The following is a 15,189-nucleotide window of genomic DNA, read 5'->3' as shown; positions in this document are numbered from 1 at the left end:
GTCTTTATAATAAGTAAACTGTTATCATGATATTATGAAATATCGTTTAATGGGGAGGCCGCAATATGGATCAGCATTTGCAAGTTTTTGTCACTGTCGCAGAAAAAAAGAACTTTTCCAGAGCTGCGGAAGAACTGCACATGACACAACCAGCGGTGAGTCAGTATATCCGGACATTTGAGGACCGTTTTGGTGCACGGCTGCTGGAGCGTACAAACAAGTATGTTCGCCTGAACAAAGCGGGCGAAATCGTTTATCATCACGCGAAAGAAATCGTCGGTCTGTATGCAAAAATGGAGAGTCTTGTAGATGACTTAACAAACAAAGCCAGCGGCACTCTGTACATCGGGGCCAGCTATACGTTTGGCGAATATATCCTGCCACATGTGATTGCACAACTGCACCAACTGTACCCCGAAATCATCCCTGCTGTCACCATTGACAATACCGCGAAAATCGCCGCTCTCATGATGGCAAGACAGCTTGACATCGGTATCGTCGAAGGCCATTTCAAAGAAGAAAAACAGTTGGAGACAGATGCCTTTGCGGAAGATTCAATGGTATTAGTTGCTTCACCAAACCACCCAATCGCGGTGGGAAATGAAGAAATCACTGCTGCTGATTTAGCAGCTCAGACATGGATTTTGCGTGAAGCAGGTTCCGGCACAAGGGAAGCCAGTGAAATGGTTCTGCAGCGAGGTCATATCACGCCAGCTAACATTATCAGCTTCGGGAGCACACAGGCGATTAAGGAAGCTGTCGGAGCAGGGCTAGGCATCAGTCTGTTGTCGAAATGGGCAGTGCAAAAAGAGCTTCATCATGGGGAGCTAAAGATTATAGAGACGGCAGGCATGCCATTCAGCAGGCAATTTTACATCATTACCGCCTCCCCTTTCCAGACAAAGGCGCTCCAGGTTTTTCTGGAACTGTTGCGGGATAAGCGAAAATGGTCCTTATTTCGCGGGAAAATATAGCTCGCAGGCTGCCTTAATCTTATATGGTGTCTTAGAAGTCAATTTTGTGTGCGAATTACTAATCTTTGTCTTCAGTTCTAACTTCCAAAGGCCCATGTGATAACTGCGATCCTTTTATGTAGCACTTCTGCCTTTATACAGCTTTTTCTTCACAGAGAAACCAGCCCGGCGCTAGTGAGGCACCGGGCTGTTCCATATGCAAACTATATTTATTTCTTCCAGGAGCTATAATCCAAATGCTTATATTTTTCCAGGAATCTGATCGGCATATGCAGTGCATCTTTACGGAATGGAGGAGCCAGTTGCGTGCCGTCCACATAGATATTGAGTACCGTTGGTTTCCGGTCTTTCAAAGCCTTCTCGACAATTGGTGCTACGTCTTCCGCTTTTTCAATTGTGTAACCGGCAGCTCCCATCGATTTAGCCACCTCAGCAAAGTTCGGGCCCTCTATATTAGATCCGATATAACGGTCATCATAATAATCGACCTGGTTCTTTTTCTCAGCTGCCCAAGACCTATTATTGAATACACAAGCGACAACAGGAATATTCTGCTCAACCGCTGTGCTCACTTCGTGCAGGCTCATCCCCCACGCACCGTCGCCGACAATGGCGACAACTGGTGCATCCGGTTCAGCGAGCTGCGCGCCAAGTGCTGCAGGATAGGCAAAACCAGTATTTCCAAAAGTCAGAGCTGCAATATGTCTCCTTGTTTGCGTGAACTTCAAGTAAGCATTTGCTGTCGAAGATACATTGCCGATATCCGATGAAACGATAGCATTGGCTGGCAGTGCTTTTGTAAGCTCCAGCAATGCACGGCGCGGGTTGATCGGATCTCCGTCCACCATTGCTAAATCGACGAGTTCCTGCTCCCATTCTTCTTTGAGCTTGCTCACTGTAGACAATCTCGCTACGTTTTTCTCAGGAGACGGGTCGCCGGCCTGTAATTTTGCCAGAATATCGTCACTTGTCGCCTTCGCATCCCCGATGATGCCGACTGCCACAGGATGCGTCCTTGCGATATGCCTTGGATTGATGTCTACTTGGATGATAGCCGCATCTTTCGGGAAGTAATCGATATCATAGCAAGGCAGGGTCCCGAAAACAGAGAGCCTTGTTCCAATCGCAAGCACCACGTCCGCTTTCTTCAAGGTATGCATAGCAGCCTTGGATCCCATGTAACCAATTGGTCCCACGGCAAGTGGATGGTCTGCTGGGAAAGCGTCATTATGCATGTAAGATACCGCAGCGGGGGCTGTCAGGTGCTCTGCGATCTTGACAACGGTCTCGACACCATCAGAATCGACTGCGCCACGTCCGGAAATGATAACAGGATGCTTGGCATTTTTCAGTAAATCAACTGCCTTTTCAATAGATACCGGATCGCCGCTGCCGCGTTTGTCTGCACGATACTGATGCGGCTGTAAAATCTGTTCTTCCAACTCTCCATAGAATAAGTCACGTGGAATATCGTATAAAACAGGTCCGCGTTCAGCGTAGGCGATCCGGAATGCTGTCCGCAAACAATCCGCCACACGGCTTTTGTGTGTTACCCTTACTGTTTCTTTTGTAATGTCTTCAAAGATGGACACTTGATTCGCTTCCTGGAAACCATCCCAGCCAATTGTAGGTGTCCCGGCAGATGGAGAGATTACAACCATCGGCGTGTGTGCCTGGTTGGCAGCAGCCACAGATGTAACCATATTAGTGATTCCTGGACCATTCTGACCAACAATGACCCCTGCTACCCCGGAGACACGTGTATAGGCATCTGCCATGTGTCCGGCACTTTGCTCATGGCGGACTGGCAAGAAACGAATGCCGGCTGTCGGGAACAAATCCAGCATATCCATGAATGCGGATCCGACGATGCCATATACTTCTTTGACACCTTCTGCAACGAGAGTCTCAACGATTGCTTCACTTGGTGTCATTTTCACCTTTTGCTGTAATTGTTTTTTCACGTCTTCCTGTTGTTTTACCATTAACGATTCCTCCCTTGTTTTCATACCATCCATTATTTTTCCGCTTACATTCTGTATTTCAGGCATTCCCTGCCGGCAGGTGAATCAGATTGCTTTCTACCTTTTGTTCGATGATGTCGTGTAATTCCTTGATGAAATGTTCGGTAATTGATTTAATGACACGATTTTTCGGCAATGCGATATAAAAATATCGAAAGAATGGAATGCCCTTCACTTGATAAATCTTCAGCAGTTTTAGTTTTTGCTCTTTCTTCACAGCATTCCTGGAAACAAAGGAAACGCCTAAGCCTGATTGTACTGTCGCTTTGATCGCTTCTGTACTGCCCATCTCCATCACAATATTCAGCTCATCCAGCAAGAGACCCGCTTTATCCAGATAATCATGCACCACTTCCCTTGTTCCTGACCCCTGTTCACGCATAATGAATGGCAGCTCACGCAATTGCTCCGCAGTGATGTGTGTCATATGTTTCGGAAAATAGTCGGGAGCCGCAATCAATACCAGCTCATCCTTTAAAATTTGTTCGACAAGGATTTGTTTATCCGAAATCGGTGTTTCAATTAAACCGACATCAATCAGCTGATCTTTCACGTTATTAATGATGTTGGCAGAATTGGCTATTTCCACTTGCATATGGACATCCGGATGCGCATCTTTGAACGTCTTCAGGAATTCCGGCAAAATATATTCACCAATAGTCAGACTGCAGCCTAGCCGCAAATCTCCATGAATTGTATTTTCCATCTCCAAAATTTTCTTTTTGGCCAGATCGCTCATATGGACGATTTTTTTGGCGTAACGCAGCAATACATTGGCAGACTCAGTCATTTCCACTTTTTTTGTAGTTCTTTCAAACAGCTTCGTTTGTAATTCTTCTTCCAGAGCTTTAATCTGTGCTGTAATGGTTGGCTGTGTGATATACAGAATTTTTGCAGCTTCTGAGAAACTCTTTTTCTCTGCCACAGCAATGAATGTTTTCAACCTTTCGTGATTCATAGGCAATCACCTTCCTATCCAACCCCGAAGTGCAGGTTTACTCGATACTGCGAATGACTGACTCCACCGTATCTACCATAAAATCCAGATCTTCTTCCGTACTGGATAGAGGCGGAGCAAGAATCAGCACATTATTGAAGCCAGGTACAGTATCACCATTTTTACCGATGATGAGGCCTTTTTCTTTGCACTTGCCTACAATAGCACTCACAGTCGCTTCATCAAGCGGCTGTTTTGTGGCTTTGTCGGCAACCATTTCAATACCTAACAAGAACCCTGCCTGCCTTACTTCACCGACATTTTTGTGATCTGACAGGTTATGAAGCTGACCCAGCTTCAGTTTGCCAAGTTCGCGCACTCTGGCAACGATATTTTCTCTCTCAATTATTTCGATATTTTTCAATGCAACTGCACATGCTGCAGGGTGACCGCCATAGGTTGAAACATGACGCAAATGGTTATCTTTGCCATCGTGTTTGAACACTTCATAGATATCAGATTTCACTGCAGTCGCACCAAGTGGCAAATACCCGCTTGTAAGTCCTTTGGCCATCGTAACGATATCTGGTTCCACTCCTTGAGAATGCATGAAACCAAACATCTCTCCTGTTCTGCCGTATCCTGAAACAACTTCATCCACAATAAGCAGCACATTGTGTTTCTTACATATTTCAGCAATTCGCTGCATGTATTTTGGTGATGGGACGATCACACCGCCCCCGGAGATGAACGGCTCCATAATGAAGGCGGCAACAGTTTCCTCGCCTTCCCAATTAATCATTTCCTCCACCATTTGCGCCGCTTTCAGATCTGACTCTTCCGGATCCCCGCCAAAAATTGAACGATAGCTATAAGGTGGATAGACATGCAGGAAGCCCGGAGCAGAGGGGTCATATTTCACACGTCTATTCGCTTGTGCCGTTGCGCTTAAAGCGCCAAGAGTCGAACCATGGTAAGCCCGGTAACGGGAAATAACCTTGAATTTGCCAGGGTTTCCTGTTTGATTGTGATACTGGCGTACAATCTTGAAAGCCGTTTCATTTGCTTCAGATCCACTATTCGAGAAAAATGTCTGGTATTCACCGCCAAGCAGTTCGCTGATTTTCCCTGCTAGTTTCACTGCCGGAGGATGATTCATCGTCAAGGGAAAGTAAGACAGCTGTTTCATTTGCTCAGCCGCCGCTTCGGCAATTTCCTCACGGCCATATCCAAGATTTAGACACCATAAACCTGAAACACCATCCAGATACTTCTTGCCATTTTCATCGACAAACCAGGAGCCCTTTCCTGAGACTGCCATCATTGTCTGTGCATCCGGGTTATAACGATGCATGGCGTTCCAAAGCTTGGAAGCCGTCTTTGCAGCTACTTCATTTATTTCCGATCCGACCTTCATTTTCATTCCTCCCTTTCATGATAGGGGGTGCTCCCCTGTATGAAGTTATTTGTTACTAGTCCCCGATGCTGACGGCATCTTTGCGAAGCGCTTCTGACAGTGAATTGTATGGGAGCTGATGGGTCTCCGCAACTTTCTCATGGGTGACATAGCCCTTTAGTGTATTGACCCCTTTTGCTAACGCCGGGTTTATTTCCACTGCCTGCTCCAAGCCTTTGTTAGCAATAAAAACGCCATATTGGCAAGTATTATTTGTCAAAGATAATGTTGCCGTCCTAGACACAGCTCCAGGCATATTAGCTACTGCATAATGCAAGACACCATGTTTCAGATAAACAGGATCATCATGTGTCGTCACATGATCAATAGTTGCAATTGATCCCCCCTGATCAACAGCCACATCAATGATTACCGAACCAGGTGTCATCTCTTTCACCATGTCCTCTGAAACGAGTTGAGGTGCTCTTGCTCCGGGGATAAGTACAGCTCCGATCAATAAATCTGCATTTTTGACAGCTTTTTGTATGTTCAACGGGTTGGACATCACAGTTTTGACTGCACCGCCGAATAAATCTTCCAGTTCCCGCAGACGTTTTACGTTTATATCAATAATGGTCACATTCGCACGCAGACCAAGTGCCATTTTCGCTGCATTTGTCCCGACTGCTCCGCCACCAAGAATGACCACGTTGGCCGGCTCTACCCCAGGGACGCCGCTAAGCAGAATTCCTTTTCCACCATTATTTCTTTCAAGGTATTGCGCGCCAATTTGCACGGACATCCTGCCGGCTACCTCACTCATTGGAGCCAGCAGCGGCAATGACCCATCCTGCAGCTGAATCGTTTCATAAGCAATGGACGTAACTTTCTTCTCTACAAGCTGCCTGGTCAATTCAGGCTCAGCAGCAAGATGCAAATAGGTGAATAATAGCAATCCTTCACGCAAAAATGCATATTCAGATGACTGCGGTTCTTTGACCTTCATAACCATATCTGCCGACCATGCATCCTTTGCATTGCTTACAATTTCCGCACCGGCTTGTCGATACTCCTCGTCAAGGAAACCGCTTTCATTTCCTGCATTGGTTTCAACCAGCACCCGATGCCCCGCATTGATAAATGCCGTCACCCCGGATGGGGTCATAGCTACCCGATTTTCATTATTTTTCACTTCACGAGGTACACCAATAATCAAAGTCATCACTCCATTCTCGAAAAGACTTACTCATTTTATAGGTCACGATGTCCGTACCAGTTTCAATGAGTCTATATTCAATATATTCCAACGCGATAATTATTTCAATATATTTTTTCAATTTCGATATTAAAAGAAGCGATAAGACTTATAAACTTTTTTTATAAGTCCTCTACTACCCGAACTTTCGGGACAAATTGATCGTAAATGCATACATATCACTGCGATAATACGCTTCTTCAAATTCGATGATATGACCTTCTTGATCTCTGATCATTCGTTCAGCTATTAAAGCGTATCTGTTTTCATCGATGTCTAATAAAGTATGGTCTTCCGGCAGCAGTGGACCACAGGAAATGGTCTGGTCGGCCACGGCAAACTGAATACCTAATTCGTTTTCAATCAAATCGTAAAGTGTCGCATCATTCAGATCGTACTGAATCAGCCTCTCCCCTATTTCCGGAGGGTAATAATGCCGTTCCACCCCAATGGCTATATCGTCTGCATAACGAATACGCTTGATAAAGTATGCTTCCTTAAAGCCTGTGCGTTCTTCAATATAGTCAGACGTTTTTCTTCGGTAATGTTGTACTAGTCTGGCGCCCGCTTTCATCCCCATTTTATTTATCGTTTCTGTGGTACTGCTCAAATTGCCAAGCCAATCATGAATAGGCTTTAATGAAACGAAAGTACCTTTTCCATGTCTTTTCTCCAGAATTCCCTCCCGGACTAAAACATTTATCGCCTCCCGAACTGTACTGCGGCTGACATCATATTCTTCCATGTATTGTCTTTCACTGGGAATCTGATCGGTCAATACACCTTCTGATACCTGCTTTTCAATGATTTCTTTCAGTTGTATATGTAATGGTAATGAGCTTTTATGGTCAAGTGGCAACAGACCGCCCCCTCTCTGTCTTTTAAATAAGGATAGCAAATTAGGCAATCTATTGAAAGAGAATTCTAATATGAGCGGTGAACGAGCAAATACTTCCAATCCATTTACAGCTTGACAATGTTATGATAAGATAATATATATGAAGTTACTTTTCGTAAGCAGATAAACATCTCTTATTCATTGATTATCGTTGTAGACAAGGGGAGGGATAAAGGATGAGCAATTTATGCCCCAAATTTGAAAAAGCTATGCAACTCTTAAGCAAGCGCTGGGTCGGCTTAGTACTGTCTGAGCTCTTGAGTGGAACGAAGCGCTTTTCTGAGATGGAAGCCGATTTGCCAATCAGCGGCCGATTGTTGTCGGATCGATTGAAAATGCTGGAAAAAGAAGGAATTGTCAAACGTGACGTCTATTCAGAATTCCCAGTACGGATTGAATACTCTTTGACTGAAAAAGGCAAATCCCTGCAGCCTGTCGTCGCTGCAATTCGCCATTGGGCAGATGATTGGGTCCGGCCGGAGGAAGTCGAGGAGCACGTAAATTGAATTACAAAAGGCACCGTTGACTGTACTGAACCCCAAAAGTCAGACCAAAAATCTAACTTTCGGGAGGCATCACAGACCGGTGCTTTTTTCAATGGGAAACTGCCTCTAATAGACCACAGCCATTTCTTCGGCCAGCTTGGGTGATAGAATCTTTTAGTAACGTGATGGTGCAGGTGACTATCATATTGCGAAAATCTTTCTTCACGTGGTCCTTTGATTTACATCGCTTAGCGCTTCCGTTCCTTGCATTTTAACCTCAACCCTTTTTTCACTTTTCCCATGGTATTGATTAATCATGTCAACATTTCTTTTTCCGTTATTGATTTCCTATCTTCCCGGTGCTTTACAAATTGGTTCAAATCCCTTATATCTTTCTTAAAGAGCCAATCTGCGAGATTTTCGATGTCCATTGCAAAAACTCGGTCTTTCACGATACTCGGGACTATTTCTCTAGCTTGATCATAAAAATCCCTTGTTGCTGCAGACATCATATCAACTCCCCGATACTCTGCAGCTTGCATCGCACATATCAATTCAATGGCTATCACACGACGTGAATTTCCAAGCATTTGCAATGCATGTCTGGCAGCGATCGTTCCCATACTGACATGATCCTCCTGATTTGCTGAAGACGGAATGGAATCGACACTTGCCGGGTGGGCCAAGGTTTTATTCTCCGAAACAAGCGAGGCTGCGCTGTATTGCATGATCATTGCACCTGATTCAAGCCCCGGGTTCGGACTCAAGATAGGTGGTAAATCATTCAGTTGCGGGTTGACCAAACGCTCTATCCGCCGTTCGGAAATATTAGCAATCTCAGCAATTGCCAGCTTTAAAAAGTCCATGGCAAAAGCGATCGGCTCCCCATGAAAATTCCCGCCAGAAATCACTTTACCGCTATCAGAAAAAATCAGGGGATTATCTGTCACCGCATTGATTTCCATTTCCAATTTTTCTTTGGCATAGTTCACGACTTGCCATGCTGCACCGAGTACCTGCGGGATACATCTTAATGAATAGGCATCTTGAACACGCAGTTCGCCCTGTCTGGTTGTCAATTTGCTATCTGTTAGAAGCATCTGTATGCGGTTTGCTACTTCCAATTGTTCGGGATGCCTGCGGACCGCATGTAATTCGGGGGCAAATGCATCGATGATCCCCCGCAGACCTTCCATCGTCATTGCCGCAACCAGTTCGCTTTGCAGCAATAACTGCTCCACTTGCAAATAAGTAACCACACCCACAGCCGTCATTGCCTGGGTCCCATTGATCAGTGCGAGTCCCTCTTTTGCTTCTAATTGCAAGGGGGAGATTTTAGCCCGCTTCAATGCATCTTTTGTCGGCATTCGTTCTTCCTGGTAGAACACTTCCCCTTCACCAAGTAAGGCCAAAGCCAGATGAGACAGTGGCGCCAGGTCCCCGCTTGCACCAAGAGAACCTTGCTGCGGAATAACCGGATGGATTCTACAATTCAAAAAATCAATCAGCTGCTGGACTAATGCGACCCGTACACCTGAATAGCCTTGGGCCAAAGCGTTAGCCCGGAGCAGCAGCATCGCCCGGCTGATGGATTCTGCAAATGGTTCTCCCACGCCACATGCATGGGAATGAATCAAATTCAACTGTAATTCCTGGAGATGATCTTGCTCTATGATGACATCACTGAATTTACCAAATCCCGTGTTGATGCCATACATTGTTTTTTTATCAGCAATCATTTTTTCCACTATATCTCTATTGGCAGCTATTTTGACCACTGCAGATGGGGCAAGCCCGACTTTCTCGTTCCCTTCGATAATAGATTTAGCTTCTATTAAAGTGAGTGGTTTATCTGCGAGCATAAACATATACCTTCCTCCTTTTATCACTTTACAGAACTAAAGTGCAATCTAAAAGGAGATCCGCCGCGGCAGATCTCCTTTTATATATATGCCATATATGGTTGTATGATGGTGCATAAAATGCCTGCGCATATCAATCACACCTTGATTTGAATTTTTCCTTTGTATCATTGTAAACGTTTTCACAAGGGTTTACAAGTGTTACCTGAAAAGATAACATTATAATTTGGAATTCGACTATGTCAGTAGGCGTTGACCGCAAAATTTCTTTGATGTTTTCGATTTTTTTATTAGTCAAAATATCCATAGGATGTATTTTATCTTATTTTTGGCTTACTGTTTTTGGCTTAATGCTGGCAAAGTGAAAATCAATGCTATAATACATATGAGTTGCCCCACCCCGGAAAACCACCCTAATACTTCAGTTTAACAGAGAAAATAGAATATGGATAAGGAGGCAATGAAGTGCCTTACAAACCTCGTACGAAATCAAATGAATGATTGATCCTGGAATTAGTGAAGAGGAGGATGCATTTATCGAAAAAGGACAAACAATATTATCTCAATCTTAAAAGAGGCTTTGCCCGCGAAAAACAATTCGAGGCTTTCACTGAAAAACTTCAAAGTGAATGCTTGATACTAAACGATTTATTATTGGAAATAAACCATACGACATTCCAGATTGATTCCCTTTTTATCACACACAGTAAGTTTTATCTCTATGAAGTCAAAAACTATCAAGGCGATTATTATTACGAATCTGACAAGCTCTTCAAAAAACCCAACATAGAGGTTATTAATACACTTCACCAATTAGGAAGAACAGAATCCTTACTACGTCAATTACTCCTTAGTATTGGAATTGAACCTCGAATTAATGCTTTCGTGGTTTTTATCAATCCCAACTTCACGCTGTACCAAGCCCAGATGGACAAACCATTTATTTTTCCAACTCAAATTGAGCAACACATGAAAAACCTCCATGCAATATCATCGAAACTAACGGAAAAACACAAGAATATAGCAGCTCAACTATTGTCTCTAAACATAACAGATTCTCCATTTACTCAAATACCTGCCTACAATTTTGACCAATTGAAAAAAGGAATTATATGTCCGTAATGCCACTCTTCTATCTTAGCTGCGGAAAAAAGAATGTGTGTCTGCACAAAGTGCGGATATAACGAATTAATTTCAAATGCTGTCTTAAGAAGTATCAATGAATACAAGATACTGTTTCCAAATGAAAAAGTTACTACAAATGCTATTTATGACTGGTGTCAGTTGTCACTGTCCAAAGAAACAATAAGAAGGATTCTAGCTAAAAATTTTCACATCTCTGGGGTTCATCAATGGGCTTATTACAAATAAAATCCCGAGCCAAAGCAAGGTATGGTTTTTTTGAGCCATCTTCCTGGTGGTTACGTTCATCCAGCTTACGAAACACTCTTGCTCGGCTCTTTCTGCTATTTCGGTGGGTCATCCGGCCTATGAAACAACTTTGCTCGGCCATTCCCGCTATATCGGTGGGTCATCCGACCTATGAAACAACTTTGCTCGGCTCTTCCCCTTATATCAGTGGTTCACCCGGATTATGAAACAACTGTATTCGGGCATTCCTGCTATATCAGTGGCCGAAGTCCGCCTCAATGCTCAGGCATCTTTATTCATCGTTTCGCGATCCCAGTACACGATTCCATTATCATCGTCCAGTACGTCCTTGTAAAACACGGGATCTTTTTTCTCTTTTCGCTGACGCATATAGTCTTGCAGCACTTTTCTCGCAACAGGGAATAACCTGGTGACAGCGTATAAGTTGATCAATGCCATGACACCCATTGTCACGTCAGCCATATCCCAAACAAGATCGAAGCTTGCGAGCGCACCGAAGATGACCATTAAAAGCACTGCAATCCGATAGATGAACAATCCGGTTTTGTTTTTCTTGATATAAGAAATATTATTTTCCCCATAATAGTAATTTCCTAAAATAGAACTGTATGCGAATAAGAAAATGGAGACAGCTACGAAAATACCTGCCCAGTCACCCAGATGCTGTGCAAAGGCATTCTGTGTCAGCTGGATGCCATCAAGTTTGCTCCCTGCATAACCGCTGGAGGACAATATGATGAATCCAGTTGCGCTGCAGACAAGAATCGTATCGAAAAATACACCCAGCGCCTGAATCAAGCCCTGCTTGACAGGGTGAGATACCTCTGCTGTTGCCGCTGCATTCGGTGCACTACCCATACCAGCTTCATTAGAGAACAATCCTCTTTTGATACCGAATGAAATCGCCGCACCAAATCCGCCGCCAGCAACTTCTTTAATGCCAAAGGCGTTTTGAAAAATCAGTCGGAACATATCTGGAATCAGATTGACATTAACAATCAATATAACTGCCGCAACGATAATATAGAGTATTGCCATCACAGGCACAATGATTTGTGTGACATTGGCGATGCTTTTCAGCCCGCCAAAAATAACGATCGCTGATAAGATAAACAATATGCCGGCAATCAGGTATTTGCTCATATGGAATTGTCCTGAAAATGCCAGACTAATGGTATTGGATTGTACAGAATTGAAAACCAGGCCATATGTAAAAATAATGACAACCGCAAAAATAATTCCAACCCAACGCTGATTGAGACCTTTTTCCATATAATACGCCGGTCCGCCATAATATTGGTTTTTGTCGGGAATTTTATAGACTTGTGCCAGCGTACTTTCCACAAATCCTGTTGCCGCCCCGACTAGTGCAAGCATCCACATCCAGAAAAGTGCTCCAGGCCCCCCCATACCGATAGCGGTCGCCACACCGGCCATATTCCCTGTTCCTACTCTTGCGGCAGCACTAATAGCGAATGCCTGAAAAGAAGAGGTTCCTTTTTTTCCTGAAGCGCTAACCGCTCTCTTGTCAAAAATGACCCGGAACATTTCTGGTAAAAGCCTGAATTGCACAAACTTCGTCCCAAACGAAAATATCAGCCCCAAGCCGATTAGCACAACTACCAGAATATGCGAAACTATCTGTTCATCTAAAAATGCCACCAAATCGTGAAAAGTGCTCAATGTTATTCATTCCTCTCTGTTTCATATTAAGCAAAATATATGTATGCTCTATTTCCTGTTGCATGGTGTTTTCCCTAAATAAAGCGACCTTAAAACAAAAATCTTCAAAAAGTTTTACAGCCTGGAAAATTGCAGACCTCTCATATAAATAAAAGAAAAGCCATGACCCCTTAGGATCGTGGCTTTACCGGACAGCAATTCAAGGTTTTTCAATCCAAGGGTAGTCTGTTCCGAATGCCTCGGCAAATTCCTTCGATTCCTTGCGTCTTTCCTTTCGAGCCTTGGCACGTTTGGGAGCACCCTCATACAGCCTCTTTTCCATCTGTGTCTCAGGCACAATAGGAGAAACAGGGATCGGCCTGCCATTTTCATCTACAGCCACAAATGTCAAAAATGCCGTTGCGCTCACTCTCCGTTCCCCTGTGAGCAAGTCTTCCGTAACAGCTTTCGCAAAAACCTCCATCGACGTTTTATGTGTCCATGTGACGAATGCTTCAATACAAATGGAATCGCCTTCCTTGACAGGCTCCAAAAAATCAACGGAGTCTGTAGATGCGGTCACAACATTTTTCCTTGCATGCCGTACTGCAGAAATAGCTGCTACGTCATCGATATGAGCCATTAATTTGCCGCCGAACAGCGTTTTGTATGCATTTGTATCGGGAGGCAATACATGTGATGTTTTGACTGCCAAAGATTTGGAACATGTTTTTTCTTCCATGCTGAATTCCTCCAATGGGTGATTTCAAATTTGAATGTTTGTATAGCCTTCACCCGGCTATGGATAACATGTATCATAATACCGGGGAAAGCAACCTGGATATCGATTCCTTGAATCGGACACCAAGAGATCTTTTATCATAGAGTTTCTTGGTCATTTGTGTCGATATGGCAATGTCATTCATGAACGCGGCCTCCAATTCCTGAGCGATCGCGATATCATATAGAAATGCGTTCACTTCAAAATTAAGGCGGAAACTGCGCACATCGATATTCGCTGTGCCAACCGAAGCAATTTTTCCGTCCACGACAATTGTTTTGGCATGCAGGAAGCCTTTTTGATAAATATAAATTTCAGCCCCTGCGTTCAGCAGGTCACCAACATAAGAAAGCGTCGCCCAATAGACAAATGGATGATCTGGCTTGTTTGGAATCATTATTTTGACATCGATTCCTGAGAGAGAGGCAATTCTGACCGCATCCCGCAAGCTCTCATCCGGAATAAAATAAGGGGTTTGGATATAGACATATTTTTTTGCCGACAAAATCATCTTGATATAACCGTTTTTAATTTGTTCCCAGTCGGAATCCGGTCCGCTGGATACAATTTGAATGCCAGTGTCTCCGCTCGACTCTGCTGCGTAATAATGCTCCTCGTATCCAATATGGTTTCTTGATGCCTGGTTCCAGTCCAGAATGAACCTTGTCTGCATATTGTGGACGGCATCACCTTCAATACGCAAATGCGTATCGCGCCAATAACCGAATTTTTTGCTCATCCCCAAGTATTCGTCCCCGATATTGAATCCTCCGGTATAGCCGATTTTCCCATCAATAATCGCCAGCTTACGGTGATTGCGGTAATTGATTTTCAAATTGATCTTAGGTATTTTCGGTGGAAAAAAAGCTTCCACTCGGACACCGTGCTTTCGCAAATTGCGAATATATTTAGGGCGCAGCAGCCTGGAGCCCGTATCATCATACAGCACACGCACTTCTAGACCTTCTTTGGCTTTTTCAATCAGCACCTGCGCGATTTCTTGTCCCAGCTGGTCATGGCGGATGATATAATATTGCAGATGAATATGGTCTTTCGCTTTTTTTATATCATTGATTAAAGCATTGAACTTTTCGCGCCCGTCTGTGTATATCTTCACCTTGTTATCCTGTGTGAAAACAGCATCATCATTGCGCAGATGCAGATAAAAAAGATCTTTATAAATAGCAATTTCGGGCTGGCGGAATGTGAATTTATCATCTTCCAGCGCCCGGAGCTGAGCCTGAACAGCAGTTTTCACTCCAAGGCGGCTCTTGGTATCCCATGTAAAAATCCTGCTGGAACTCAATCTTCTTCCAAAAATCAAATACAAAAAGAAGCCTGCAATCGGAATGAACAACAATACCATCAACCAGGCCCAAGTTGATGTAGCATCCTTTCTCTCCAGGAAGATGATTGAAATTCCGAGACCGATGTTAAAAATAAAAATGAAACCGACCAAATAAGCCAGGAGCTCCATCGAACATATCCTTCCTATAAAAGAATTGTATAAGCTTTACTATAGC

At 43.8% G+C, this 15,189-nt stretch carries 12 protein-coding genes; 3 read left to right on the top strand and 9 right to left on the bottom strand.

Going from position 1 to position 15,189, the window contains the following annotated elements; translation table 11 throughout:
• The first annotated feature begins 65 nt into the window (after positions 1 to 65).
• The gene (locus ACFSMW_RS09065) at positions 66 to 974 is read left to right on the top strand and encodes a LysR family transcriptional regulator (RefSeq protein ID WP_390354983.1); all 909 of its coding nucleotides are present in this window, start codon (positions 66 to 68) and stop codon (positions 972 to 974) included.
• A 209-nt stretch (positions 975 to 1,183) separates the two neighbouring features.
• On the opposite strand, the gene xsc is transcribed toward ACFSMW_RS09065, so the two are convergent.
• From xsc to ACFSMW_RS09040, 5 genes are all read right to left on the bottom strand, one after another.
• Entirely contained in the window at positions 1,184 to 2,959 is a 1,776-nt protein-coding gene (gene xsc / locus ACFSMW_RS09060; RefSeq protein ID WP_390354982.1) for a sulfoacetaldehyde acetyltransferase, read from the bottom strand.
• Between the two features lie 58 nt (positions 2,960 to 3,017).
• On the bottom strand, positions 3,018 to 3,956 hold the full coding sequence (locus tag ACFSMW_RS09055; protein ID WP_390354980.1) for a selenium metabolism-associated LysR family transcriptional regulator: 939 nt from the start codon (positions 3,954 to 3,956) through the stop codon (positions 3,018 to 3,020).
• Between the two features lie 37 nt (positions 3,957 to 3,993).
• Complete coding sequence (locus ACFSMW_RS09050) at positions 3,994 to 5,352, bottom strand: aminotransferase (RefSeq protein ID WP_390354978.1); 1,359 nt, start codon at positions 5,350 to 5,352, stop codon at positions 3,994 to 3,996.
• Between the two features lie 55 nt (positions 5,353 to 5,407).
• Positions 5,408 to 6,547 (bottom strand): alanine dehydrogenase, encoded by a 1,140-nt coding sequence (ald, locus tag ACFSMW_RS09045; RefSeq protein WP_390354977.1) that lies wholly within the window; start codon positions 6,545 to 6,547, stop codon positions 5,408 to 5,410.
• A gap of 175 nt (positions 6,548 to 6,722) precedes the next feature.
• A complete protein-coding gene (locus tag ACFSMW_RS09040; protein WP_390354975.1) occupies positions 6,723 to 7,445 on the bottom strand; it encodes a GntR family transcriptional regulator in 723 nt (240 codons plus the stop codon).
• A gap of 215 nt (positions 7,446 to 7,660) precedes the next feature.
• On the opposite strand from ACFSMW_RS09040, the gene ACFSMW_RS09035 reads away from it, so the two are divergent.
• The gene (locus ACFSMW_RS09035) at positions 7,661 to 7,990 is read left to right on the top strand and encodes a winged helix-turn-helix transcriptional regulator (protein ID WP_390354974.1); all 330 of its coding nucleotides are present in this window, start codon (positions 7,661 to 7,663) and stop codon (positions 7,988 to 7,990) included.
• A gap of 293 nt (positions 7,991 to 8,283) precedes the next feature.
• Here ACFSMW_RS09035 and hutH read toward each other — a convergent pair whose 3' ends face one another.
• Complete coding sequence (gene hutH, locus ACFSMW_RS09030) at positions 8,284 to 9,837, bottom strand: histidine ammonia-lyase (protein WP_390354972.1); 1,554 nt, start codon at positions 9,835 to 9,837, stop codon at positions 8,284 to 8,286.
• Between the two features lie 522 nt (positions 9,838 to 10,359).
• Between hutH and ACFSMW_RS09025 the strand changes: the two genes are divergently transcribed.
• On the top strand, positions 10,360 to 10,953 hold the full coding sequence (locus tag ACFSMW_RS09025; RefSeq protein WP_390354970.1) for a nuclease-related domain-containing protein: 594 nt from the start codon (positions 10,360 to 10,362) through the stop codon (positions 10,951 to 10,953).
• Positions 10,954 to 11,484: 531 nt separating this feature from the next.
• Here the strand turns inward: ACFSMW_RS09025 and ACFSMW_RS09020 are convergent.
• The 3 genes from ACFSMW_RS09020 to cls form a co-directional block, all read right to left on the bottom strand.
• The gene (locus ACFSMW_RS09020) at positions 11,485 to 12,906 is read right to left on the bottom strand and encodes an alanine/glycine:cation symporter family protein (protein WP_390354968.1); all 1,422 of its coding nucleotides are present in this window, start codon (positions 12,904 to 12,906) and stop codon (positions 11,485 to 11,487) included.
• A 199-nt stretch (positions 12,907 to 13,105) separates the two neighbouring features.
• Positions 13,106 to 13,627, bottom strand: a complete 522-nt coding sequence (locus ACFSMW_RS09015; protein ID WP_390354966.1) for an acyl-CoA thioesterase — start codon at positions 13,625 to 13,627, stop codon at positions 13,106 to 13,108.
• Positions 13,628 to 13,700: 73 nt separating this feature from the next.
• Positions 13,701 to 15,143 carry a cardiolipin synthase gene (gene cls, locus ACFSMW_RS09010; RefSeq protein WP_390354964.1) on the bottom strand — a complete coding sequence of 481 codons (1,443 nt, stop codon included), beginning with the start codon at positions 15,141 to 15,143 and terminating at the stop codon, positions 13,701 to 13,703.
• Positions 15,144 to 15,189 lie beyond the last annotated feature (46 nt).

The organism is Tigheibacillus halophilus, assembly GCF_042683165.1.
Classification (GTDB): domain Bacteria; phylum Bacillota; class Bacilli; order Bacillales; family Amphibacillaceae; genus Tigheibacillus; species Tigheibacillus halophilus.
The sequence above is the reverse complement of the archived record's forward strand: the minus strand, read 5'-3'. Positions and strand labels throughout refer to the sequence as shown.

Excerpts from the sequence above, each read along its gene's own strand:
- ACFSMW_RS09035 (WP_390354974.1), top strand. The coding sequence starts at position 7,661 with ATGAGCAATTTATGCCCCAAATTTGAAAAAGCTATGCAACTCTTAAGC.
- ACFSMW_RS09055 (WP_390354980.1), bottom strand. The coding sequence starts at position 3,956 with ATGAATCACGAAAGGTTGAAAACATTCATTGCTGTGGCAGAGAAAAAG.
- hutH (WP_390354972.1), bottom strand. The coding sequence starts at position 9,837 with ATGTTTATGCTCGCAGATAAACCACTCACTTTAATAGAAGCTAAATCT.
- ACFSMW_RS09050 (WP_390354978.1), bottom strand. The coding sequence starts at position 5,352 with ATGAAGGTCGGATCGGAAATAAATGAAGTAGCTGCAAAGACGGCTTCC.
- ACFSMW_RS09025 (WP_390354970.1), top strand. The coding sequence starts at position 10,360 with ATGCATTTATCGAAAAAGGACAAACAATATTATCTCAATCTTAAAAGA.
- cls (WP_390354964.1), bottom strand. The coding sequence starts at position 15,143 with ATGGAGCTCCTGGCTTATTTGGTCGGTTTCATTTTTATTTTTAACATC.
- xsc (WP_390354982.1), bottom strand. The coding sequence starts at position 2,959 with ATGGTAAAACAACAGGAAGACGTGAAAAAACAATTACAGCAAAAGGTG.
- ACFSMW_RS09015 (WP_390354966.1), bottom strand. The coding sequence starts at position 13,627 with ATGGAAGAAAAAACATGTTCCAAATCTTTGGCAGTCAAAACATCACAT.
- ACFSMW_RS09065 (WP_390354983.1), top strand. The coding sequence starts at position 66 with ATGGATCAGCATTTGCAAGTTTTTGTCACTGTCGCAGAAAAAAAGAAC.